23 protein-coding genes are annotated in these 24,044 nt (G+C 63.4%); 4 read left to right on the top strand and 19 right to left on the bottom strand.

Annotation, left to right across the window (positions count from 1 at the left end; all coding sequences use genetic code 11):
* Nucleotides 1-21 precede the first annotated feature (21 nt).
* The 10 genes from AC1D10_RS16430 to AC1D10_RS16385 form a co-directional block, all read right to left on the bottom strand.
* Nucleotides 22-1,068: an extracellular solute-binding protein gene (locus AC1D10_RS16430; RefSeq protein WP_477273528.1), complete on the bottom strand. Its 1,047-nt coding sequence runs from the start codon at nucleotides 1,066-1,068 to the stop codon at nucleotides 22-24.
* 80 nt (nucleotides 1,069-1,148) lie between these two features.
* Nucleotides 1,149-1,952, bottom strand: a complete 804-nt coding sequence (locus AC1D10_RS16425) for an ABC transporter permease (protein WP_477273526.1) — start codon at nucleotides 1,950-1,952, stop codon at nucleotides 1,149-1,151.
* A complete protein-coding gene (locus AC1D10_RS16420; RefSeq protein ID WP_477273523.1) occupies nucleotides 1,949-2,818 on the bottom strand; it encodes an ABC transporter permease in 870 nt (289 codons plus the stop codon). The genes AC1D10_RS16425 and AC1D10_RS16420 overlap by 4 nt, the downstream gene beginning before the upstream one ends.
* Before the next feature lie 7 nt (nucleotides 2,819-2,825).
* Nucleotides 2,826-3,824, bottom strand: coding sequence for an ABC transporter ATP-binding protein (locus AC1D10_RS16415; RefSeq protein ID WP_477273521.1), 999 nt, complete (start codon nucleotides 3,822-3,824; stop codon nucleotides 2,826-2,828).
* A 203-nt stretch (nucleotides 3,825-4,027) separates the two neighbouring features.
* The gene (locus AC1D10_RS16410; RefSeq protein ID WP_477273519.1) at nucleotides 4,028-5,119 is read right to left on the bottom strand and encodes an ABC transporter ATP-binding protein; all 1,092 of its coding nucleotides are present in this window, start codon (nucleotides 5,117-5,119) and stop codon (nucleotides 4,028-4,030) included.
* A 4-nt stretch (nucleotides 5,120-5,123) separates the two neighbouring features.
* Nucleotides 5,124-6,053: an ROK family protein gene (locus tag AC1D10_RS16405; protein WP_477273517.1), complete on the bottom strand. Its 930-nt coding sequence runs from the start codon at nucleotides 6,051-6,053 to the stop codon at nucleotides 5,124-5,126.
* Nucleotides 6,053-7,096, bottom strand: a complete 1,044-nt coding sequence (locus tag AC1D10_RS16400; protein WP_477273515.1) for an SIS domain-containing protein — start codon at nucleotides 7,094-7,096, stop codon at nucleotides 6,053-6,055. The genes AC1D10_RS16405 and AC1D10_RS16400 overlap by 1 nt, the downstream gene beginning before the upstream one ends.
* A gap of 61 nt (nucleotides 7,097-7,157) precedes the next feature.
* On the bottom strand, nucleotides 7,158-8,033 hold the full coding sequence (locus AC1D10_RS16395) for a carbohydrate ABC transporter permease (RefSeq protein WP_477273513.1): 876 nt from the start codon (nucleotides 8,031-8,033) through the stop codon (nucleotides 7,158-7,160).
* A gap of 8 nt (nucleotides 8,034-8,041) precedes the next feature.
* Nucleotides 8,042-8,929, bottom strand: coding sequence for a carbohydrate ABC transporter permease (locus AC1D10_RS16390; RefSeq protein WP_477273511.1), 888 nt, complete (start codon nucleotides 8,927-8,929; stop codon nucleotides 8,042-8,044).
* 98 nt (nucleotides 8,930-9,027) lie between these two features.
* Nucleotides 9,028-10,296 carry an ABC transporter substrate-binding protein gene (locus AC1D10_RS16385; RefSeq protein ID WP_477273508.1) on the bottom strand — a complete coding sequence of 423 codons (1,269 nt, stop codon included), beginning with the start codon at nucleotides 10,294-10,296 and terminating at the stop codon, nucleotides 9,028-9,030.
* A gap of 186 nt (nucleotides 10,297-10,482) precedes the next feature.
* Between AC1D10_RS16385 and AC1D10_RS16380 the strand changes: the two genes are divergently transcribed.
* From AC1D10_RS16380 to dhaL, 4 genes are all read left to right on the top strand, one after another.
* Complete coding sequence (locus AC1D10_RS16380; protein WP_477273506.1) at nucleotides 10,483-11,523, top strand: Gfo/Idh/MocA family protein; 1,041 nt, start codon at nucleotides 10,483-10,485, stop codon at nucleotides 11,521-11,523.
* Between the two features lie 5 nt (nucleotides 11,524-11,528).
* Nucleotides 11,529-12,293, top strand: coding sequence for a GntR family transcriptional regulator (locus tag AC1D10_RS16375; RefSeq protein WP_477274111.1), 765 nt, complete (start codon nucleotides 11,529-11,531; stop codon nucleotides 12,291-12,293).
* Nucleotides 12,294-12,522: 229 nt separating this feature from the next.
* Entirely contained in the window at nucleotides 12,523-13,530 is a 1,008-nt protein-coding gene (locus AC1D10_RS16370) for a dihydroxyacetone kinase subunit DhaK (RefSeq protein ID WP_477273504.1), read from the top strand.
* A gap of 26 nt (nucleotides 13,531-13,556) precedes the next feature.
* Nucleotides 13,557-14,198, top strand: coding sequence for a dihydroxyacetone kinase subunit DhaL (gene dhaL, locus AC1D10_RS16365; RefSeq protein WP_477273502.1), 642 nt, complete (start codon nucleotides 13,557-13,559; stop codon nucleotides 14,196-14,198).
* A 24-nt stretch (nucleotides 14,199-14,222) separates the two neighbouring features.
* On the opposite strand, the gene derI is transcribed toward dhaL, so the two are convergent.
* The 9 genes from derI to AC1D10_RS16320 all read right to left on the bottom strand — a co-directional run bounded on the left by derI (nucleotide 14,223) and on the right by AC1D10_RS16320 (nucleotide 24,018).
* Nucleotides 14,223-14,660, bottom strand: a complete 438-nt coding sequence (derI, locus tag AC1D10_RS16360) for a D-erythrulose-4-phosphate isomerase (protein WP_111547084.1) — start codon at nucleotides 14,658-14,660, stop codon at nucleotides 14,223-14,225.
* Between the two features lie 93 nt (nucleotides 14,661-14,753).
* Nucleotides 14,754-15,521, bottom strand: a complete 768-nt coding sequence (locus tag AC1D10_RS16355; protein ID WP_477273500.1) for a triose-phosphate isomerase — start codon at nucleotides 15,519-15,521, stop codon at nucleotides 14,754-14,756.
* Between the two features lie 39 nt (nucleotides 15,522-15,560).
* Complete coding sequence (locus AC1D10_RS16350) at nucleotides 15,561-16,502, bottom strand: sugar phosphate isomerase/epimerase family protein (protein WP_477273498.1); 942 nt, start codon at nucleotides 16,500-16,502, stop codon at nucleotides 15,561-15,563.
* Complete coding sequence (locus AC1D10_RS16345) at nucleotides 16,502-18,019, bottom strand: glycerol-3-phosphate dehydrogenase (protein ID WP_477273496.1); 1,518 nt, start codon at nucleotides 18,017-18,019, stop codon at nucleotides 16,502-16,504. Before AC1D10_RS16345 ends, AC1D10_RS16350 begins: the two co-directional genes overlap by 1 nt.
* Nucleotides 18,016-19,575, bottom strand: coding sequence for an FGGY family carbohydrate kinase (locus AC1D10_RS16340; protein ID WP_477273494.1), 1,560 nt, complete (start codon nucleotides 19,573-19,575; stop codon nucleotides 18,016-18,018). Before AC1D10_RS16340 ends, AC1D10_RS16345 begins: the two co-directional genes overlap by 4 nt.
* Nucleotides 19,576-19,681: 106 nt before the next feature.
* Complete coding sequence (locus AC1D10_RS16335; RefSeq protein ID WP_095081092.1) at nucleotides 19,682-20,623, bottom strand: D-ribose ABC transporter substrate-binding protein; 942 nt, start codon at nucleotides 20,621-20,623, stop codon at nucleotides 19,682-19,684.
* 40 nt (nucleotides 20,624-20,663) lie between these two features.
* Entirely contained in the window at nucleotides 20,664-21,797 is a 1,134-nt protein-coding gene (locus AC1D10_RS16330; protein WP_477273492.1) for an ABC transporter permease, read from the bottom strand.
* A gap of 26 nt (nucleotides 21,798-21,823) precedes the next feature.
* Nucleotides 21,824-23,365: a sugar ABC transporter ATP-binding protein gene (locus AC1D10_RS16325; RefSeq protein WP_477273490.1), complete on the bottom strand. Its 1,542-nt coding sequence runs from the start codon at nucleotides 23,363-23,365 to the stop codon at nucleotides 21,824-21,826.
* Nucleotides 23,362-24,018 carry a DUF2291 family protein gene (locus AC1D10_RS16320; protein WP_477273488.1) on the bottom strand — a complete coding sequence of 219 codons (657 nt, stop codon included), beginning with the start codon at nucleotides 24,016-24,018 and terminating at the stop codon, nucleotides 23,362-23,364. The genes AC1D10_RS16325 and AC1D10_RS16320 overlap by 4 nt, the downstream gene beginning before the upstream one ends.
* Nucleotides 24,019-24,044 lie beyond the last annotated feature (26 nt).

Below are 24,044 nucleotides of genomic sequence, written 5' to 3'. Positions count from 1 at the left end.
GCGGCGTTTTGCGTCACAGGCCTACTGGCGCAGATTGGTCCAGATCCGGTCATAGGCGCGGATCGCCTTCTCGTCGCATGACGGTGCAAACGAGATTTTCAGGTCGGCCGGCGGGTTGAACTCCGGCGAGCCGCCAATATCCGCCGCCAGATATTTGTTCGATCCAGCGATCGCACTCTGGTAGCCGGTGTATTTCTGCTGCAACGCGATGTTTTCGGGATCCATCAGGAAGTTGAGGAACTTCTTGGCATTGTCGACATTGGGCGCGGTAGAGGGAACGGCGACATTGTCCATCCAGCCGACAACGCCTTCCTTGGGATAGACGTATTTGACAGTTGACTTCTGCTGGCGTGTCGCCAGCGCCTTGCCCGACCACTGCTCGTGCATGACCGTCTCGCCCGCGACCTGGCGTTCGACGATGCCGTCGGAATTGTAAACCTTGACGAAGGGCTTTTGCGCCTCGAGCAAGGCGTCGAGTTCCTTCAAGTCCGCCGGATTGCTGTTGCACTGATCCTTGCCGAGATAGACGAGCGCCAGCGACATCACCTCGGTCGGCGAGCCGAACATACCGACCTTGCCCTTGAGTTCCGCCGGAGGATCGAAGAGCGGCTTCAGGCTGTCGGTCGGACCCTTGTAGACGGCGGTGTCGACCGAATAGGACGTGGTGCCCCACACCCATGGCACGGTGTATTTCGAATCCGGGTCCCAGGGCCGGTGCTGCCATTTCGGATCGACGTTCTTGAAATTCGGCATCGCCGCCGCATCGACTTCCTGAAACAGCTTCTGCTTGACGAAGATCGGCACGAAGTCGTTGCTGATGATCATCACATCGTAGCCGGCGGCGCCCGAGCTGAGCTTGGCGAGCGCGGTCTCGTTTGAATCGTAGGTGTCGATGGTGACCTTGATTCCGGTCTCCGCCTCGAACTTCTTGATCATTTCGTCCGACGTGTAGTCGGTCCAGTTGTAGATGTGCAGCTCGCCGGCATCGGCGAGCGCGGTGGTGGTGATCGCCCCCATGATGGCGGCGGCCAGGGCTATTCCCGAAAGTCCTTCTTTCCATTTGGTCACGGTCGTTCTCCTCTGGTTTTGTTTTCTTGTTGTGACCGTGATCCTTTCCGAAAACCGGCTTCCACGTTTCGGGATCATGGTCAGGCAAATCTGTTGCGCCGCCCGACGAGCAGGGCCGCCGCGACGAAGACGATCGAAACGGCAAGAAGGATGGTGGAGATGGCGTTGACTTCCGGCGTCACGCCAAGCCGCATCATGCCGTAGATGTAGACCGGCAAGGTGGTCGAGCCGGCGCTCGACACCATCATCGAGATCAGGAAATCATCGAGCGAGACGACGAAGGCCATGATGGCGCCGGCCGAGATCGCCGGCAGCAGCAAGGGCAGCGTGACGCGGCGAAACAGCCGCCACTCGTCGGCGTAGAGGTCACGGCCGGCCTCCTCCAGCGTGCCGCCCATGTCGCGCAGCCGCGCCTGGACCGGCAGCAGCGCGAACGGGATGCAGAAGACGGTGTGGGCGATCATCAGGTTGATGAGCCCGTGATGCATGCCGACACCGGAAAAGAAGATCAGCGTGGTGATTGCCACGACGATCTCCGGCACCACCAGCGGCATTGCGATCAGCGCCGTTGCGGCGCTGCGTCCGAAGCGCAGCCGGCCGCGTTCCAGCGCCAGCGCTCCGGCCGTGGCGATGGCCGTCGAAGCAATGGTGGAGACGATCGCGATGATGACGCTGTTGAAGGCGGCGTCGCGGATCGAGCCATTGTTGGCGACCGCCACGAACCATTTGAAGCTGAAGCCGGCCCATACGGTGACAAGCCGGCTCGAATTGAAGGCGTAGATCACCAGGATCAGCAGCGGCGCGTAGAAGAACACGAATATCAGCGCGGTGTAGGCCGACAGGCCGGGCGTGTGCCGCCAGTCAAAGGGTTTCGCGCCGGTCATCGCCGCTCCTCCTGGATCTTGCGCGAACGGATGACGAAGACGGTCAGCACGACCACCGTCACCACGGTCGATAGCGCGGCCCCAAACGGCCAGTTGCGCGACGAGGTGAACTGCATCTGGATCAGGCTGCCGATCAAAAGCTTCTTGCCGCCGCCAAGCAGGTCGGGGGCCAGGAACGAGCCGAGCGCCGGCGCAAACACAAGCGTAGCGCCGGCCAGCGCGCCGGGTCTCGCCAGCGGCCAGACGATGCGCCGGAAGACGGCGGCGCGGCTGGCGTAGAGATCGTGCGCGGCCTCGATCAGCCTGGGGTCTATGCGCTCCAGCGTCGAATAGATCGGCAGCACCATGAAGGGCAGGAAGGTGTAGACGAGGCCGAGCAGGATCGACCCGTCATTGTAGAGCAACGGCAGCGGATCGGAGATGATGCCGGCATGGCGCAGCGCGCCGTTCGCCAGGCCCTCGTCGCGCAGGATGAGGATCCAGCAATAGGTGCGGATCAGCGTGTTGATCCAGAACGGCAGCGTCACGGCGAACAGCAGGACCCGCCGGCGCTCCGGCGTCTGGCAGACAATGTACCAGGCAACCGGCAGGCCGAGCACAAGGCAGATGCCGGTCGTGGCAATGGCCAGGTAGATCGAGCGCAGGATGATCAGGGCATAGCTCGGCGAAAACACCAGGCTGTCGTCGAAGTCGCGCTGATAGAGAAACTGGAGATAGGCGTCGAATGTTGCAGGGGCGGTGACGCCGCCATAGGGGTTGGCGGTCATGAAGGAATAGGCGACCGCCAGAAAGAGCGGCAGCACCATGAAGATGCCGATGACCAGCATGGCGGGGGCAATCAGCAGATAGGTGCGGTTCGGACCCATCGCCGCCTCAGTTCGCCAGTTCGCGTTCGACGTCGCGGGCCCAGTCGACGACGACCCTGTCGCCTGTCGCCAGCGCCGAACCGCCGCGCGAGCGCGAATGCAGCCGTGCTCCCTCTTCCAGGACAACCTCATAGAGTGTGTCGGAGCCGAGGAAGGTGATGGCGGAAACCGCTCCCCTGGCGTGGCCCCTGACGCCATCCAAAGCCGGCGACACCACGATGTGTTCGGGACGCACGACGATCGTCTTCGCCGGGTCGCGGCCAAGGGCTGCGCCCGGCAGCAGATTGGACTCGCCGATGAAATCGGCAACAAAGCGGTCCTGTGGGTTGTCGTAGATGTCCCGCGGCGTGCCGACCTGCAGCACGTCGCCGCTGCGCATCACTGCGATCCGGTCCGACATGGCCAGCGCCTCCTCCTGGTCGTGAGTGACCAGTACGAAGGTGATGCCGGTCTCGCGCTGCAGCCGTTTCAACTCGCTCTGCATGCCCTTGCGCAATTTGAGGTCGAGGGCCGACAGCGGTTCGTCGAGCAGAAGCACGCTCGGCTTCGGAGCCAGCGCGCGTGCCACCGCGACGCGCTGCTGCTGGCCGCCCGACAATTGCGCCGGGCGGCGCGCGGCGAAGCCCTCGAGCCGCACCATTTCCAGCGCTTCCCGGACCCGTTCGTCGATCAGCGATTTCGGCGCGTTCTGCATCTCCAGACCGAACGCGACATTCTCGGCAACGCTCATATGCGGGAACAGCGCGTAGCTCTGGAACACAGTGTTGACCGGCCGCTTCTGCGGCGGCAGAGCGGCGACGTCGCTGCCGGCGATGCGGATGGCGCCCGAGCTCGGCGCCTCGAAGCCGGCAATCAGGCGCAGCAGGGTCGTCTTGCCACAGCCGGACGGACCGAGCAGCGTGAAGAACTCATTGTCATAGATTTCGAGGCTGACCTCGTTCAGCGCGTGAACCGGATCGGCGTCCCTGGTCACGAAGGATTTTGACACGCTTTGGATGTCGATCATGACCGGCAATTCCTGGGACTGCGGTGAGATGGCCGGGCGTGTCGAAGGCCATCGCGGCTGTTCGGAACCGCGCCTAAAAATTCGCTCCAAAATTATATTTGTCAACAAATAATATATTGTTTTTGCTTTTTGACACGCGAAAGTGTGGCAGGGACCCGGCCGCGCCGACGCCTTCGCATGTCGTGGCGATACGCCGGTGGCGTTCAGAGCACCTTGCCGCTGTCGGGATCGAGCAGGTGCATGTGGGCCATGCCGAGCGAGAGCGTCGCCACCTCGCCGGGCTTCGGTGTCGAAGCCGGATCGATGCGCGCCGTCGCCTCCGCGCCGGCGATCAGCACATGCAGCAGCGTCTCCATGCCCATCGGCTCGACAACCTCGACGGGCGCCTTGATGTCGACGACGTCGGGCCGGTCGCGCTGCTCGGTGATGTGCTCGGGGCGCAGGCCGAATTCGAGTTCGCGTCCGACATGGCTGGCATAGCGTGCGGTACGGGCAGCCGGGACGGCCAGTGCCGTCCCGTCGCCTAGCACGACTGCGAGCCGGTCGCCGCGCGCTTCCAGGCGGCATTTGAAGAAGTTCATGCCGGGACTGCCGATGAAGCCGGCGACGAAGCGGCTGGCCGGCTCATGGTAGAGATCGTTGGGCGGGCCGATCTGCTCGATGCGCCCCTTGTTCATCACCACGACACGGTCGGCCAGCGTCATCGCCTCGACCTGGTCATGGGTGACGTAGACCGTCGTGGTGGCGACCATCTGGTGCAGCTTCTTGATCTCGGCGCGCATCTTCACCCTTAGCTTGGCATCGAGGTTGGAGAGCGGCTCGTCGAACAGGAACACTTTCGGCTGGCGCACCATGGCGCGGCCCATCGCGACGCGCTGGCGCTGGCCGCCGGACAGCTGGTGCGGCTTGCGCTGCAGCAGTTCGCTGAGATCGAGGATGTCGGCGACACGGGCGATGCGCTGCGTCACCTCGCCGTCCGGCACTTTGCGGATGCGCAGGCCGAAAGCCATGTTCTGCGCGACGGTCATCTGTGGATAGAGTGCGTAGCTCTGGAAGACCATCGCGATGTCGCGATCCCTGGCCTGGACGTTGTTGACCAGCCGGCCGCCGATATGGATTTCGCCGCCGCTCGGCCTGTCCAGTCCCGCCACCATGCGCAGCGTCGTCGACTTGCCGCAGCCCGACGGTCCGACGAGGACAACGAATTCGCCCTCGGCGATTTCGAGATCGATATCGTGCACGACCTTCAGATTCTGGAAGCTCTTGGAAACCTGCCTCAGTTCGACATCCGCCATGGCGCTATTCCTTTGCCGTCGGCGCGAACATGTCGAGCGCGAGCGCCGCAGCACCGATCACGCCGGCGTCGTTGCCATGCTCCACCGCCACGATCACCGGCGGGCGGCCGGGCTTGAGCAGCACGAAATCCCTGACATTGCGGGCAATGCGGTCGGTGAAGAACGGACCGGCCAGCGCCAGACCGCCGCCGATGATCGCCGCCTCGATGTTGAGCATGTTCGACATGATGCCGATCATCTGGCCGAGCCAGCGCGCGACCTCATCGACAACCTGCAGCGCGATCGGCTCGCCCTGCTTGGCGAGATCGCAGACCGCCTGGGCGTTGGTGGCGTCGGTGTCCGGCTTGAGCTGACGATAGCGGTTGACGAGCGCGCGGGCGCTGGCCAGATTCTCGACCATGCCCGGCACTGGATCAGCAATGTCGGTGCGGGCCGGATCGAGCGAGATGCAGCCGAGCTGCGGCGGCAGACCGTCCGGACCGTCGATGACCTTGCGGTCGATGACCATGGCGCCGCCGATGCCGGTGCCGAGCGTCAGCAGCGCAAAGCGGGAGAAGGGACGTCCGGCACCGTGCCGCATCTCGCCATGGGTGGCGCAGACGGCATCGTTGCGGACGATGGCCGGGACGCCGAAGCGAATACCGAACAGCTTTGACAGCGAACCCTTCAGCAGCGCGGGGATGGCCGGGCAGCGGCCGTTCAGCATGCCTGTCTCGGGATTTGGGGTGCCCGGCACACCAATGCCGATGGCCGCGATGTCCGGAAACTGCCGCGTCAGGTCCTCGGTGGCCTTGGTGACCTGATGGACGAAATCCGGGAACTCGATGTCCCGATGCACTGGGACAGTGCCGCGCGCCAGCACCTTGCCCGAACCGTCGACGGCGCCGAGCTTGACCAGGCTGCCGCCAATGTCGATTCCGATCGCGGTTACCATCAGGCCTCCTTGCGGATGCGCACGTTGAGCCGGCGCCCGAGGTTGGGATAGATCATCTTGTCGGGATCGATGCCGCGCGCGATCGCCAGTTCGCAGCCATACCATTGCAGCGGCATTGGTGCCCAGCAACCGGCGAGCCATTGCTGTTCCGGCGCCGTCGGCCAGCTGACATCGAGATCGAAACGGGTCGGGTGGCCCGAGAGATTGAGGACGACCGCTCGCGGCCCCAGTTCGGCCAGCGCCTCGCCGAGATTGGCGGCGACCTTCGCCTCGGTGTCGGTCTGCGCGATGGCAATCACGAGGCTGTTGTCCGTCGTGCCATAGACATGACCGTGCAGGGCTTCTTCCGTGTCGAAGGCGGCGGTCGGCACGCCGCTGATCTCGGCAATCTTGAGGGACGCCTCAAGTGCGGTGCCGAGATGCGTCGCCTGTCCGGCGACAAGTATGTAATCGGGGACGCCGAAGCGGGCGATCAGATCCTTCGCCGCGGCCAGACCGGTTTCCGCTGTCTGCTCCAGTTGCGCGAGCAGTCCGGACAGGTCGACCGTCTTGTTGGCGAGCTTGGCGGCAACCGCCAGCACCGAGATGACGGTGGCCGTATAGCCCATGGTCTTGGGGCCGACCGTCTCCGGGCCGATCGGCATGACGATTACCTCGGCACCGGCCTCGGTAATGAGGCTGCCCTCCTCACCGGTAATGACCAGCGTCGGAAAACCGCGCGCCACGGACAGGCGCACCGCTTCGATTGTGGTGATGCTCATGCCGGACTGCGAGGCGGCCAGCACCAGTGTGCGCTGGTCCGATGCCCTGGGCGGCAGGCGCAGGAAAGCTTCCGGCTCCTTGGCGATCACCGACGCGCCCGTCCCTTCCTCGAGCGCCTCGGCGCCGGCCAGCAACGCATTCATCGAGGAGCCGGTGCCGAGCAGAACGATCCGCTCCGGCTTCTGGCGCAGGCTGGCGAACCGGTCGAGATCCGCGCCGATGGCGGCGGGCAGACCGGTCAGGGTCGAAGGCTGCCGGCGGATGTATTTGCCTATCTGCATCTTGATGTTCCATCAGTTCGAAATTGGAGTCTTGCGAAAATCTGTTCCTCGGGACGTCTGGCTATTTGCTGTAGCCCTTGCTGAGGCCGCTGATGAATTGCCGCGAGAACAGGGTGAACAGCAGGACGAGCGGCACCGCGCCAAGCGTCAGCGCGGCGAGAAGTGCCGGATAGTCGTTCATGAACTGGCCGACGAATTGCTGCACGCCGAGCGTCACCGTCTGGTTCTGCCGGCTTGGAGCCAGGATCAGCGGGAACCAGAGGTCGTTCCAGACCGGCAGCATCGTCAGCGCGGCCACCGCGGCGAGGCCCGGCCTGACCAAAGGCAGCACGATCCAGAAGGTGCGCAACTCGCTCGCGCCATCCATGCGGGCCGCCTCCTTGAGATCGGTAGGCACCGTGCGGAAATAGGTGACCATCAGCGTCACCGCGATCGGGATGCTCATGGCGGTGTAGACGAGGATGAGGGCCGCCAGCGTATCCATCAGCTTCCAGGCGAGCATCATCTGGATGAGCGGGATGGTGCCGAGCCTGATCGGCAACATGATGCCAAGCACGAACAGGCCGCCGAGCAGCGATGCGACCCGGACACGGTATTCGACCAGGGCGAAGGCGGCGAGCGTCGACAGGACCACCGTCAGCACGATCGTGGTTACCGTGACGATTAGGCTGTTGCGGTAATTGACGAGGAAATTGCCACGGGTGAAGACCCGCCTGTAGCCCTCGAGGCTGAACGTCTTGGCCGTCGGCAGGTCGAACGGGCCGCCGAAGATCGCCGGCGTCGTCTTCAGCGAATTGATGATGACGATCAGCACCGGTCCGATGGCAAGGACAACGAAGAGGATCAGCAGCGCGTGCACGATGATGCGCTCGACCGTCCAGGGTTCGCGATCCTGGCGACGGCGGGCAACGGGAATGGTGAGGTCCGGGGCGCTCATATCCGCTCCTAGACCGAGTAGGATTTCAGGCGGCGCTGGATCAGCCAGAAATAGGCTGCTGTCACCAACAGAACCGTGAGGAAGATGACCGTTGCGACCGCAGCACCAAGGTCGAGATCGGCAAGCTGTCCGCTCGAACCGAAGAAGGTGCGGTAGAAATAGGTGCCGAGGATATCGGTGCTGTAGTTCGGCCCGGGTGCCGATCCGTTGAGCGCGAACACGAGATCGAAGCCGTTGAACGTCCAGATGTAGGTCAGGATCGCGATCAGGCCGAACTGCGGCGCGATCAGCGGGAACTTGATCTTCCAGAAAGTCGTCCAGCCGCCGGCGCCGTCGATGTTGGCGGCTTCGACAAGCTCGTTGGGCACCGCCAGCAGGGCGCTGTAGAGGAAGACCATCGGGATGCCGAAATATTGCCAGACCGACATCAGCGAGATGGTGGTGAGTGCGGTCGATTCCGTGCCCAGCAGCGGAAAGCCGACCAGCCCCCAGAGTGGATTGATGATCAGGCGCCAGACGAAGCCGACGATGACCACCGACAGCGTCGCCGGTATGAACAGCAGCGTGCGGTAGATGCCTTCCGACCGCGCCAGTTTTCCCGACGTCAGCAACGCCGCCAGCAGCAGCCCCATCGGCACTTCGACAATCAGATGGATGGCGAAATACTGCATGTTGTTCAGAAGCGCATTCCAGAAGCGGGCGCTGATTGTCGGATGAGTGAACAGGCGCTGGTAATTGGCCAGGCCGACAAAGGTGTCACCGGAGGCGCCATTGGTCTGGAAGAAGCTCATCACGATCGAGGTCGCCAGCGGCAGCACGGCGAAGACCAGATAGACGGCCAGAGCCGGCAGCACGAACAGCAACAGGTTTCTGTGGACGGCAGCGGGAGATATCAACTCAAGACCTCATGTTCACGCCGGCATGGTGCGCGGCGTGCCCGCAGGCTTCGCGCATGCCTCGCCGGCTGGCAAGGCATGCGCGAGACGTTCCCAGGTTACTTCTTCTGCGGCCCGTACCAGGAGGCGAGTCCGGCCTGAAGCTCCGTCGCGACCTGCTGCGGGGTGACGTCCGACTTGGTGAACATCACCTGCAGCAAGCGCCAGGTCTCGTCGTCGAGCGGAGGCGTGCCGGCGCTCAAACGATCCAGCGCTAGCCGCGGCGTCAGCTCAGCACCTTTCTTCAGGTCGGCGAAATCCTGCGCCAGCTTGTTCTTGTAGGTGACCGGCTTGCTGCTCATGGCAAAGAAGCCAGGCGCGGCATTGACGTAGAGTTCCTGGAATTCAGGACCGGCAACCCAGTCGAGGAAGGTCTTGGCAGCTTCCTTGTGCGTGCTCTTGGCGTTGATGCCGATGCCCATGTCCGGCATCTCCTGCAGGTAGCGCTGGTCGCCTGCCTTCGGCACCGGCGGACCGAACACGCCGACGTTGAGGCCGGTCGAGGTCGCCTGGTTGATGTCCCACGAACCGTCGGGGAGGATGGCCGCCTTGCCGAGCGTGAACAGCTGCGTCATGTCGGCATAGTTCAGGCTCTCCTGTCCGGCAGGCAGGAACGGCTTCCAGGCTTCGAAAGCGGCGATGGCATCGACGAATTCGGGGTCAGTCAGTTTCTTCTTGCCGTCGATCAGGCCGAGCCGGCCCTCCTCGCCTTTCCAGTAGGCGGGGCCGATGCTGTAGAGACCATTATAGGCGAGTTGCCAGGATTCGGCCGAGCCGTAAGCCAGCGGCGTATAGCGGCCGTCCTTCTTGATCGCCTGCAGGACTTCGATGAACTCGGCGTTGGTGGTCGGCACCTTGAGGCCCAGTTCCTTGAAGATGTCGGCGTTGTAGTAGAAGCCGGCGAGTACCGCGGCGACAGGCAGACAGTAGGCCTTGTCGTCGGCGCCCGACCACGCTGCGCGGGACGTCTTGTCGAAGTTTTCCAGGCCCGGCAGCCCTTCCAGCGGTTCGAAATAGCCGCGCTTGATCCATTCGCGGTTCACGTCGAAGGGGCGACAGGTGATGAGGTCGCCGCCGGCGCCGCCTTCGATCTGCGACTGAACGGCGGCGTTGTATTCATTGGTGTTGATCGGCGCGAACTCGACCTTGATGTCGGGATGCTTGGCTTCGAAGGCGGGCAGGATGGTGTCCTGCCAGACCGCGATGTCCTCGGTGCGCCAGCTGTTCAAAGTGATGGTGACAGGGTCTGCAAAAGCGGCGCCGACGCCGCCTGAAAACATCACGCCAAGCGTTGCCGCCAGCGGGATCGATACACGCATGGAACGCATTTTCCTGCTCTCCCTCAAGATGGTGCCTCGTGTGGATTCACGATTTTGCACTGTTGCCTGGGACCATACCTACTGATACATGTTGTGACAAGTGGTATTGTGTTGTCTTTTCCTGTTGAATGGCCTCGTGCCCCGACCGGGCACGGCAAACAGACAGGGCACACGGTCTGGATTTGGGAGGACTTGATGATTGGTGTTGGAATTCTGGGCTCGGGCTTCATCGCCGAGACCTATGCGGACTCGCTGCTCGACGTGCGCAACGCCGAGCTCGTCGCCTGCTCGTCGCGCAGTTTCGAGCGCGCGGAAGCCTTCGCGAAAAAATGGGGTCCAAAGGTTACCGCCCACAGGGATATCAACGCCCTTTGCGCCGATCCGGCTGTCGAGATCGTGGTGATCGCTCTGCCCAACGAGATCCATCTCGAAGCCGTCAGGATTGCCGCCGGGCACGGCAAGGCCGTCATCTGCACCAAGCCGTTGGCGCGCACGGGCAAGGAAGCGCAGGAAATCCTCGACATCGTCCAGCGCGCCGGCATCTGGCACGGCTATGCCGAATGCGCCGTGTTTTCCCCCAACATCGCCAAGGCCCACCAGATGATACAGGCGGGCGGCATCGGCAATCTCCTCACCATGCGCGCCCGCGAAGCGCATTCGGGGCCGCATGCACCGCATTTCTGGAACGCCGAGCTCGCAGGCGGCGGCGCCCTGCTCGACATGGGCTGCCACACCGTCGAAAGCGCGCGCCACTTCTTTGGCAAGGACAATCTGATCACCGAGGTGATGGCGTGGGGCGCAACGCTGGTCCATGGCGACAAGACGACAGGAGAAGACACCGCGATCGCGCTGTTGAAATTCACCGGCGGCCAGCTCGCCACGATCGAATCGTCATGGATCGAGAAAGGCGGCATGCAGCTTCGCCACGAACTGGTCGGCTCGGCCGGCCGCATCGTCACCGACACTTCGGTCGGTCCGGTCTGGGGCTTTATCGAAAAGCCGGTGGGTTATCTGGTCGAAAAGGCCGATTCCGAGACTGGCTGGGTCTATCCGGTGCCTGAGGAGACCCGGGCCTACGGTTTTTCACAACAGATGCGACATTTTGTGGAACACTTCGCGGCGGGGACAACGCCACTGGAAACCTTCGAGGACGGCGTCATCGTCAACCAGGTGATTGACGCCTGCTACCGTTCGATGCGAACCGGCGTCTGGGAGAAGGTGAAGGCGGATGGGTGACTGAGATGGAGGGCTCGCCACTGCAGTCGGACGGACCCGAACCGCTCTGGCGGCAAGCGGCCGATGCGATCCGGCAGGAGATCGCCACCGGCAAACTTGCCTCGGGCGCGCGCCTGCCGGCCGAGCGCGATCTGTTCACGCGCATGTCGATCAGCAGGGTGACCTTACGCAGGGCGTTGCAAAGCCTTGTCGAGGAAGGTGTGCTGACGCCTTCACACGGGCGCGGCTGGTACGTCTCGGCCAAGGTGCCGAAGGAGTTTCCCAACACGCTGGAATCCTTCAGCGAAACCGCGAAGCGCCTCGGCCTGACACCCTCCTCCGACGTGTTGCGCGCCGCGGAAGCGCCTGCTTCGCTGGACGAGGCCGAGGAACTTTCGATCGCCCCCGGCGCGACGCTCTTCCACCTGGAGAGGATCCGGCGCCTCGACCAGGTTCCGGTCGCCGTCGACACCTCGTTCTTCGCCCTCGCTCTTGTTCCCGACCTCAGCGGGGTCGATTTTCGAACCGCGTCGCTGTTCGGCTTGCTGATCGATGCAGGCGTCGACCTGGCCCGCGCCGAAACGACGATCGAGGCGCGCGGCGCGGATCCTGTACTGGCGCGCCATCTCGACATCGACGTCGGCAAATCGACCCTGGTGATGCGCCAGCTCATCGTCGATGCGGCCGGCCGGCCGCTGCTCTCCTCAACCATCCGATATGCCGGCGACCGCTATCGCCTCCGCACGTCGTTTTCGCGGACAGGCAGGTCCTCGGGCCGCGGTCCGGGTTGACCGCCGGGACTTTTCCGAGACAATCGCAAGGACCGGCCAATTCTTGACCCGCCACCCGGCGCAAGTTCAATTCGGGTCTGGCGAAACCCGACTAGACGCTTCCGTCCAGGCATGCTCGTCAACGGTGGCGGCGCGAGGACACCTCAGCGCGTGAAATGCTCGCAGCCGGGTGGAAATCCCGATAACACCCGGTATCATCTGCAAAAATATCGAAATCGGGAGGCTGCCGGTGCAGACCAAGAAGATCATCAATGACGGCAACCGCGCCGTCGACGAGATGCTGGAAGGCATCCTGGCCGCGCATCCCCGCCATCTCAAAAGCCTGGACGGCAGCCGACGCTCGATCGTCGTCCGCGACGGACCGCGCCAGGGCAAGGTAGGCCTCGTCATTGGCGGCGGCTCGGGCCACGAGCCGAGCTTCCTCGGTTTCGTCGGCAAGGGGCTGGCCGATGCGGCGGCAATCGGCAACGTCTTCGCCTCGCCGCCACCCGATCCGATCCTCGAATGCGCCAAGGCGGTCAGCGGCGGCTCCGGCGTGCTGTTCATGTACGGGAACTATGCCGGCGACGTGATGAATTTCGACATGGCCGCCGAGATGGCCGCGATGGACGACATCGAGGTGCGCACGGTGCTGAGCACCGACGATGTCGCCTCGGCACCGCGTGACCAGCGGCACAAGCGGCGCGGCGTCGCCGGCAATTTCTTCATCTTCAAGGCGGCCGGTGCCGCCTGCGACCGGATGCTGTCATTCGACGAATGCGAGCGCATCGCGGGGAAGGCCAACGACCACACCTTCACCATGGGCGTGGCGCTGTCGCCCTGTTCGCTGCCGCAGACCCGCCGGCCCAATTTCGAGATCGGGCCGGACGAGATGGAGATCGGCATGGGCATCCATGGCGAGCCCGGCATCGCCCGCGAAAAGCTGAAGACGGCCGACGAGATCACCGATGAGATGCTGGACAAGATCCTCGACGAGATGGCGCCGGCGCGTGGCGACAAGGTCGCCGTGCTCGTCAACTCGCTCGGCTCGACGCCGCTGATGGAGCTCTACATCATGAACCGGCGGGTGAAGCAGAGGCTCGATGATATCGGTGTGTCGATTCATGCGACGTGGGTCGGCAACTACTGCACCTCGCTCGAAATGGCCGGCGCCTCGATCACGCTGCACCAACTCGACGGCGAGTTGCAGACGATGCTGGACCATCCTTGCGACTGCGCCATGTTTCGCGCTGGCTAAACCTGCTCTGCGGCAAGGACAAGAACATGACGACAATCGACACTGCCCGCCTGGCCAGCATGTTCGCGGCCATCGCAGACGCCATGTCAGCCGACAGGGACCGGCTGTGCGCGCTTGACGGTATCATCGGCGACGCCGACCACGGCATTGCGATGGAGCTCGGATTTTCAGCGGCACGCGATGCGGTCGCGGCGCTGGATACCGGGTCCACCGATCCGACCACATTGCTCAACACGGCGGCAAAATCGTTCCTGAATGCCGTCGGCGCCTCCTCGGGTCCGCTCTATGCCACCGCGTTCATGCGCGGCGCGGCAGCCGTCAAGGGCAAGGCAACGCTCGACGACGCCGACGCAGTTGCAATGTTCCAGGCCATGGCCAAGGGCATTCAAGATCGCGGCAAGGCCGAGCCAGGCGAAAAGACGATGATGGATGCATGGGCGCCGGCAGCGCAGGCGGCGGGCGAGGCGCTGGCCTCCGGCAAGGGTCTGGTCGGCAGTCTCGAGGCTGCCGCGCAGGCGGCAAAGGCAGGCGCGGAAGCGACCAAGGCGATGATCGCCACCAAGGGCCGGGCCTCCCGCCTCGGCGAACGCTCGCTTGGCCATATGGATCCAGGCGCCGCGTCCGCCGTAACCATGATCGAGGCGATGCGGGACGCCTTGACCGTCTAGTTCAACCAGTCAGTCCCGACGCCTTCAGCGCTTGCTGTCGAGCTTGTCGATGGCCTGAACGTTTGCGGCGGACGGACCGTTCGGATCAAACTCCGAAGCGAGCCACGCGTCGGCGATCGATTTCGCCAGTTCGGGACCGATGACGCGGGCGCCCATGGTGATGATCTGGGCGTTGTTGGACTTGGCGGCGCGCTCGGCGGAATAGGTATCGTGGGTCAACGCGGCGCGAATACCTGGGACCTTGTTGGCGGATATGCTGACGCCAATGCCGGTACCGCAGAACAGGATGGCCCGGTCGTAGCTGCCGTCCAGAATTTCGTGGCCGACCTTGGCGGCGATATCGGCGTAGTATCCGGCCTGGCTGAGATCAACGACCTGCAGCTCCGGCTTCGTGGCGAGATGCTTGGCGATGACATCGAGCAGCGGCTTGCCGGCGCTGTCGGCTCCGAGTGCGATTTTCATGGCGATGAACTCCTTTGCTTTCTTGTCGTAGAGTGGTTGACGCAAGTCCGGATGGAAAACCGTTTCACACTCTTCCTGGAATTGCCCTGGCGGTCAGCGCCCGATGGCGGCCGACGCCTTTTTCAGAATGTCGATATAGCCTTCCGCTTGCCATGCTGAGCGACCGATGAACAGGCCATCGATATGCGGCTGGCCGATCAATTCGGCCGCGTTGCCAGGATTGACGCTGCCGCCGTAGAGCACGAGCGGGGCAGCCGGCAACCGGCTTGCAGCGACCTGCTTGATCAGCGCCTGCTGCTTGTCGGCATAGCCGGCGCTTGCCGGGATACCCTTCTCGCCGATCGCCCAGACCGGCTCGTAGGCAAAGAGGATTTCTGCCGACAATTCATCGTCCTTCAGACCGTGTAGCGCCCCGAGAACCTGGGCAGTCAAAATGTCATCGGCGCGGCCCTCTTCGCGCTCGGCCAGCGTCTCTCCAACGCAGATCAGCGGCACGAAACCGTGCCTGACTGCGGCCGCAGTCTTCAATCCGACAGTCGCATCCGTTTCGCCGAAATGCTCGCGGCGCTCGCTATGGCCGAGTTCGATCAGGTCGAGCCCGCAATCCCTGAGCATCACCGGCGAAACCTCCCCCGTCCAGGCACCGGCGTCCGCCCAATGCATGTTCTGGGCGCCGACTTTCACGCGGGTCGCGGCCAGCGCCGCCTTGACGTCGCGCACGGCGGTGAATGGCGGAATGACGAAAGGTTGTATCGCCTGATCGAAACCGGGCACGAACGCCGCCAGCGCATCCGCAAACTCCAGCGCTTCCGTCAGCGTCTTGTTCATCTTCCAGCTCGTGCCGACCCAATATGGGGTCATTCTTTTCTCCTTCGATCCGAAATTCGGACGGCGCTTGATTCATTCAGCCCGTAGCTTGAGACTGTCACGGCCACTGTCGATGTAAGGCGCCCAGAAATCCACCGACTCACGAATCATCCCGATCACCTGATGATCGACCGGTTCCCTCTCTCTGAAGGAAAGTTCAAGGCAAATTTCGTTGTCGGTTCCGCCGCCCTGCCGCACCGTGTCGAGCAGCTTCTGCGGAATTATGCGGCCATCCTTGTTGTAGGCGGCCGTGAACGGCCAATGCCCGCCCTTGTTCATCGACGACTGCTTGATGTGGATGATCGGCGATTGCAATGGAAACGCTTTCGCCCAGGCATAGGGATCGGTATCGGCAGGATCGGGCGAAGTGACGTCGCCATGGTCGATGTCCACCATCATCTTCATCGGTATGGGCAGCTTCGCCGCATCGATGGCGCGCTGCAGGGCAACGCAGCTCTCGATCGTGTGGCCGAACTCGCGGCCCACCGACATCGGCTCCCAGAACAGGTATGTCAGCCCCGCCGCCCTAGCGTGTTCGGCAACCTCGCGCCAGCATTCGAGCGCGATGTCGAGAAGCACTTCCCGCCGTTGCGGATCGTCGTAATCCTTGTAGGTGAATATGGCGAACTGCGTGCCCATGCCCGAAGCGCCGAGTTCGGCGGAAATGTCGGCGAAGGTCTTGAACCAATCGACATAGTAGCGCCGGACATCCGCGTCCGGATGGCCGAAATGGTTGAGCCGGCCATAGGGTCCGGTCATGCCGGAGGTGATCCTGACACCGGTCCGCGAAAGCGCGCTGTTGAACCGGCGCAGGAATTTGGCAATCGTCGCCGCCGGCCAGCCCGGGTTGACGAATTCGTGCGTCAGCTGCACGTCGCGGATGCCGATGCCATAGGCAATCGCGTCGATCAGGTCGTCGGGATCGGCAAAGCGGTTGACCAGCGGGTTGGTGTTGAGGGAAAGCGTGAAGGCCATCAGTCTGCCGTCGCCATGATGTTACCGAACCAGTCTTCGAATGTCTTCCGCTCGGCTGCATTGATATGCAGGCCATGTTTGGTACGACGTTCCAGGATATCGGCTGATGTGCCGGCCCATTCGGTGTCGACCAGGAACTTTGCCTCGCGTTCATAAAAATCGGGGCCGAAGCGGCGGCCGAGATCGGCCTCGCCAAGTGCCCCGGCGAGCAATTGTCTGGCACGGGTGCCGTAGCTTCGAGCGTAGTGCTTCACCAGCGACGGGCCGAGCCACGAAAACTCGGTGTGCAGGTCGCTCAGGAACTGTTCGAAGTCTGCGTTCGGCAGGTCGCCCCCCGGCAAGGCGGCAGTCGCCGTCCATGCCTTCTGCATCGTCGGAAAGAACGGCTGGATTTTTTCCAGCGCATGCTCGGACAGCTTGCGGAAGGTGGTGATCTTGCCGCCGAATACCGAAAGCAGCGGCGCGCCGCCATTCGGAGCGTCGAGTTCGAAAATATAGTCGCGCGTCACAGCACTTGGATTGTCGGCATTGTCGTCATAGAGCGGACGCACGCCCGAGAAACTATGGACCACGTCCTGTGGTGTCAGCTGCCGCTTGAAATAGCGATTGACCACCTTGATCAGATACTCGACTTCGCTTGCCTCGGCTGCCACTTCCTCGGGCCTGCCTTCGTAGGGAATGTCGGTCGTGCCGATCAGCGCCAGATCACTCTCGTAGGGGTTGACGAAGATCACCCGCTTGTCGCTGTTCTGGATGAGATAGGCCTGCCGTCCCTCCCAGAACTTGGGCACGACGATATGGCTGCCCTTTACCAGCCGAACGTTGCGGGTGGAATTCTGCCCGGCGACGCGGCTCACGATGTCGTTGACCCATGGCCCTGCCGCATTGACCAGCGCCCGCGCGCGGACTTTCGTGACAGCACCCGTGCGGCTATCCTGCATGTCGATCGACCACAGTCCGCCTTCGCGGCGCGCCGCGACACAGGCGGTGCGCGTGAGCACCCTGGCGCCGCGCTGCCTGGCGTCCAAGGCGTTGAGCAGCACCAGGCGCGCATCGTCGACCCAGCAGTCGGAATATTCGAAACCGCGCTTGAATTCGTCCTTGATCGGCGCCCCTTCCGGCGCTGTTCCCAGATTGAGCGTCCTGGTTCCCGGCAGCCGTTTGCGGCCGCCAAGGTGGTCGTAGAGAAACAGCCCGAGCCGGACCAGCCATGCCGGCCTGTCTTCCGGGCTGTGCGGAAGCACGAAGCGCATGGGCCAGATGATGTGCGGCGCCGCCTCGAGCAGCACCTCGCGTTCGATCAGCGCTTCGCGAACCAGCCGGAATTCATAGTACTCCAGATAGCGCAGGCCACCATGCACAAGCTTGCCCGAGCGCGAGCTGGTTCCCTGCGCGAGATCATCCTTTTCGCACAGGATGACGGACAACCCGCGACCTGCCGCATCGCGCGCTATGCCGGCTCCGTTGACACCGCCGCCAATCACGAAGAGATCGACGACATCTGTTGTATTGCTCAAGACTTTGCTCCTGTGCGGTGCGCCATGCCCTTCCACACCGGCCGAAGCGCCTGGTGCGCCGCGACGAAGGAAGGAAAGAGCGCATCGTAGGTTTGCGAAAGCGCCTCGTCATAGGCATCGCAGTCGCCGAGAAGCGGCGTCACCCACTCGGCAGCGCAGTCTTCCATGGAGCCATAGACGCCAAGGCCGACGGCGGCCATCATCGCGGCACCCGCCGCACCTGCTTCCTGGCGGCTGCTGGTTCGCACTTGCGCCCGGGTCGCGGCTGCAATGATGCGACGCAGAGACGGGCTGCGCGCAGCACCCCCCGACAGCCGGATCTCGCTCGGCACGGCGCCCATCGCCTGGTAGCAATCACGGGCGGCGAAGGCCAACCCCTCAAGGACGGCGCGCGCCAGATCACCGAAGCCGTGCTTGACCGAAAGACCGATGAAGCCCGCGCGCGCATTAGGGTCGACGAATGGTCCGCGTTCGCCAGCGAGCGATATGTAAGGTTGGTAGACCAGCGATCCCGGTTCCGATCCCTCCACCCAGACGTCGAGCGCTTTCAGCAATTCGTCACGCGAGAGCTCGGCGCCGCCGGCAATGAGCACGTCGCGCGCAAGGCCAAGCAGCCAGTCTATGTTGAGCGTCGCGGCCATGTTGGACTGCAGCTGTGCAAAGGCACCCGGCACGGGCATGGCGATCGTATAGCCGGACCCATCGTCGTTGAGCACGACATCGCCGGGTGTGCGGGCGAAGCGGGTGTGTATGCCGGTCGAGCCGATGACCGTGCAGCCGACATTACCTGAGGGATCATAGAGCCCGGCTCCGAGCGCTGTCATGACCATATCCACGTAGCCCAGGACAACAGGCGTACCTTCAAGCAGGCCGGTCTCTCCCGCTGCCGAGCGCGATAGCGGATGATGGTCGGTGGTGCCTTCGAGCATCGGAGGCAACAGGCGGCGATGCGTCGTCAGACCCAGGATGTCGAAGACTTCGTCGGAATAGCTGCGCGAGCGAAAATCGCCGAAGGTGAAAGTTCCTTCGGACGGATCTGTGGCGCGTTCGCCCGTCATCTTGAAGTAAAGCCAATCCTTGCAATGCAGCGCGGTCGCCGCCCGCTCCAGCATGTCCGGATTGTTCTTTTTCATAAAGGCAAGCTGGGCGCCCTGCTGGCAGGAATTGAGCCCCGTGCCGGTCAGCTCAAACCGCGTGCGATCGCGGGGATCGGCGCGCATCTCGTCCACCAGATGTCCGGCGCGGGCGTCAAGCCACAGCCAGGCGCGCGAGACAGGCAAGCCGTCGCCATCGATCAGCCAGGTTCCGTCGCCCTGCCCGGTGATGGCAACTGCCGCGGTTCGTTGCGCGAGGTCGGGAATTTTGGTCGCCAGGTCGCGAACCGTCTGTGCCATGTCGCGCCAGGTCTGATCCAGGTCCTGCTCGGCGCCGCCACCTTCCAGCGTGACGAAGCTGTTGGTCACCGACGTCATCGCGAGCTGCCGCCCGGACAGATCGAAAGCGACCGATTTTATCACCGACGTTCCCGCGTCGATCCCGATCAGCAGATCTTTCATGCCGCAAATTCCGGTTGGTTACGAAGGCAATTCACAAGCACAATCGTGTCGTCTCAAGCCGTGGAAGAGGCAGGGAGTGTCCGCAAGGACACCCCCTGTGCAGGTTTCATTCCGACAGCACGAAGGGTGCGGTGTACTTGTCGACATTGTCCTTGGTGATGAGAAGGCAATCGAACAGCTGCTTCTCGGTCGCGGCACCGGTGGCACCGCTCTTGATGAACGAGTCCGCCTGCTGCACGGCCTTGGCCGAGAAGATGGCGACTGGCTGAAGCACGGTGTACTGCAGTTCGCCGGACTTGATCGCTGCAACCGCGTCCGGAGAGCCGTCGAAGCCGCCGACCTTGATGCCGGAAAGCTTGCCGGCTTCCTTCAGAGCAGCAACCGCGCCGAGCGCCATTTCGTCATTGCCGCTGATCACGGCGATGATGTCGGGATTGGCCTGCAGCATGCTCTGCATCTTGTCGTGGCCCTTGGTACGATCCCAGTCGGCGACCTGCGAGGCGGCCTTCTCCAAGTCCGGATATTGGCTCAGCACGGTCGCGTAACCGTTTGAGCGCGTGGCGGCATTGTTGTCCGACGGAGCGCCGAGGAGTTCGACATATTTGCCCTTTTCGCCAACTGCCTGCACCCATTGCTGGGCGCCCAGAGCAGCACCCTGAGCATTGTTGGAAACGAGCTGCCCCTTGGCGAGGCCTTCCTGGTTGATCTCGGCGTTGACGAGGAAAACCGGGATGTTGGCGGCAATCGCCTTCTTCACCGCACCGACAGAGCCGTCGGCGTTGGCCGGGTCGAGGATGATCGCAACGGACTTGTTGGTGATGGCGGTGTCGATCAGGTTGCTTTCCGTGTTGGTGTCGCCCTTGTGGGCGGCGACGTTGGCCGTATAGCCGAGCTTCTCGGCCTCGGCCTTGGCGACGTTGCCTTCGGTCAGCCAGTATGGGTTGGCCGGATCGTTGACGATGATCGAGATCAGGCCTGCGGCCGACGCGGCGGCCGTAAACCCGACGACCATCGCGGCTGCAAGCAGACTTTTCAGCATTGTTTTCATGTACATTCCTCCAAATGATTTACGCGGTATTGCTGCCAGTTCACATGGCAGTCTTCCCTTGGGCAGGATTGGCCGGCTCGGCCTTCCCCCGTTGCTGAGAAGTCGGTTGGCCACCTGTCGAGCTTGGGAGCTTGCTGCGGCGGCGATACTGAACGGCATTGAGGAGCACGGCGAGCACGATGACCGCGCCGGTGAACACTGTCTGCCAGTAGGACGAGATGCCGATGATCACCAGACCGTCGGACAGGAAGCCGATGACGAAGGCGCCAAGCAGGGTTCCGCGGATGTTGCCGCGCCCGCCGGTCAGCGCCGCACCGCCGATGACGACGGCCGCGATGGCCGTCAGTTCGTAGGTGGTGCCGGCGGTCGGTCCAGCCGAGGTCAGCTGCGAGGACAGGATCAGGCCGGCAATGGCGGCACAGATGCCTGACAGCACATAGACGGAAACCTGCACCGTCTTGACCGGAACGCCGGACAGTTCGGCCGCGCGCTCGTTGCCGCCTGATGCGTAGAGCCAGCGCCCGAAGGCGGTGCGGTTCAAGACGATGCTGCCGATGAGCGCGATGACCGCGAGAACCACCACGCCGGTCGGCACGCCCAACAGGCGGTTGAAGCCGAGCGCATCGAAGCCGGTGTTTCCGAGCTCCGGCTTGCCGCCGAGATTGTTGTAGGTCAGGCCGCTGGTCATCAGCAGCGCCAGACCGCGGGCCATGTACATGACGCCCAGCGTGGCGACGAAAGCCGGAACCTTGAAGCGCGCGATGAGCACACCGTTGATCAGCCCGACGCCGGCGCCGAGCATGCAGGCAATCACCGCGACCACCCAGACCGGCGGATAGAGAACGACGCCCAGCCAGGTCAGCGTCACGCCTTGCATCAGGAAGCCGGCAACCACGCCGGCCAAGCCGAGCGTCGACCCCACCGACAGATCGATGCCGCCATTGAGGATGACGAGCAGCATGCCGACCGCGAGAATTCCGAAGATGGCGACATGCGAGGCCATGGTGAGGAAATTCGCCACCGAGAGGTAGTAGGGCGACAGGATCGAGAAGACGACGATGATGACGATCAGGGCAAAGAAAGCCCGGCCCTCGAGCAGCAGCTTGGCGAGATCGAAGCCTTCGCCGCGCGCGCTTGGACTGGACTGTTTTCTGGCCTGGCTGACGTCGGTCATGGTCGGGGCTCCGAAATTCCTGGTGATCAGGCGACCACGGCTTCGCCGGAGGCGGCCATGATCTGCTCTTTGGTGGCGTTGGCGCCGAACTCTGCTGAAATCCTGCCCCGGCGCATGACGACGATCCGGTGCGCAATGCTGAGGCACTCGTTGACCTCGGAAGTCGAGAAGACGACCGCCAGGCCTTGCGCGGCACGCTCGCTCAGCAAGCGGAAGACCTCGGCCTTGGCGCCGACATCGATGCCGCGGCTCGGCTCGTCGAGGAGGATGACTTTTGGGTTGGTCGTCAGCATCTTGCCGATGACGACCTTCTGCTGGTTGCCGCCGGACAGCGATCCGATCATGGCGTTGCCGCCCGCGGTCTTGACGGTCACCTTGCGGATCGACTCTTCGACCAGCTCTCGCTCCCTGGAGCGGGACAGAAACAGGCCTTTCGCAAACGCCTCGATGCTGGCAAGCGAAAGATTGCGGCCGACGGTCATCGTCTGCACCAGCCCATCGCGCTGGCGATCCTCGGGGACCAGAACAAGGCCTCTGGCGATGCGCTGGGCAATGCTCAGCCCCGAGACGTCCTCGCCTTCCAGCAGCGCACGGCCGCCCGCCATCGGCACCCGTCCGGCGACGGCCTCCAGCAATTCCGTGCGCCCGGCGCCCATCAGCCCATAGATGCAGACGATCTCGCCCGCCCTGACGTCCAGCGACAGGTGATCGACGACCGAATAGCCCGAGCCCGAAGTGTCTATGACGCTGACATCCTCGATCGACAGCGCGACCTCGCCGAATTCATGGCCGGTCGGCGGCGAGCCGAGATCGAAATTCTCGCCGACCATGTTGCGGACGATCCACTCGAGATCGATGTCCCCGGCTTCAGCCGTCGCCGTTATCGCGCCGTCGCGCAGGACAACGGCGTAATCGGTGATCTGCAGCGCCTCTTCGAGGTGATGCGAAATGTAGACGATGGATACGCCGCGGCTGGTCAGATCGCGGATCACCTTGAAAAGCACTTCCACCTCGGTCGCGCTGAGTGCCGATGTCGGTTCGTCCATGATGAGGATGCGCGAGTCGACCGAGAGCGCCCGCGCGATCTCGACGATCTGCTGCTGGCCGAGGCGCAGATCCTCGACGAGGGTCATCGGGTCGATGTCTTCCTCGAGGTCGGCCATTAGCGCGCGCGCCTGGCGCGACTCCTCGGCGAAGTCGAGGCCGGTCCTGGTGCGCAGTTCTCGGCCCATGAAGATGTTGTCGCGAACGCTGAGATTGGGCGCCAGGCTGAGTTCCTGGTGGATGATCGAGATGCCGCGATCGCGCGCGTCCGAGGACGAGGAAAAACTGACGAGATTGCCGTCGAGCACGATGTCGCCGGATGTCGGCGTGACGACGCCGGACAGGATCTTCATCAGCGTCGACTTGCCTGCGCCGTTCTCTCCAAAAAGCGTGGTGACCTTGCCGCGATGGATGTCGAAATTGACGCCCTTGAGCGCATGAACGCCGCCATACGACATGACGATGTTGCGCGCCGAAAGCACGGCGTCTCCAGTCGCGGGCCCGGTGTCGGCAGCCGGTTTCATTGCACCTCCAGCCTCACCGGAGTGACCAGCCAGCTCTTCGGATTGACCAGCTTGAACGCGCCGACCACCGATATGGTCTTGCCGGTCAGGGCGCTGGTATCGACCTTTGCCAGGACTTCCTTCTTCATCTCGTTGTTCAGCGCCGAGCCGGCGTCCTGGTATTCGATCTGATTGGTGAACTGGCCAAACGTGATCTTGCCGGTGGCGTCGCGCAGCTCGGTGCCGTTGATCGCCGGGCCCGTCTGCACGCGAACCTGCAACGTGTCCGGCACGCCCTCGACGGTGACCTTGTAGATGCCCGATTTTCCCTCGCCGACGACGCCGCTGAACTTGACCGAGATGACCGGTCCGACGCCGGCGGGCACGCCGTATTCCTTCTCGGCCGTCGCCCTGTCCTTGGCGATCGCCGTCGCCACCGTCACCGCGTCGGCGGCGCGTGCTTCGACATCGGCCTGCACCTTGGGAAACTCCGACTTGCCATAGTCGGCCGCGGAAAAGACGGCGCTGCGAACGTCGCCCGCGGATCCGATCCTGACGACCTTGGTGTCGAGCGCCATGGCGCCGAGCAGAACCAGGACCGCGGCGGCAGCGATGGTGCGCCGCAGGCCAGGCGAGGTCTGACGGGTTGGCGCCGTGGTGGCCTTCGCGCTCATGACGCAACCGCCGGTGAAGCGGATTT

The sequence above is a fragment of the Mesorhizobium sp. P2_A8 genome (assembly GCF_056404935.1).
Note: the sequence above shows the minus strand (reverse complement) of the source record. Positions and strands in the feature narration are given on the sequence as shown.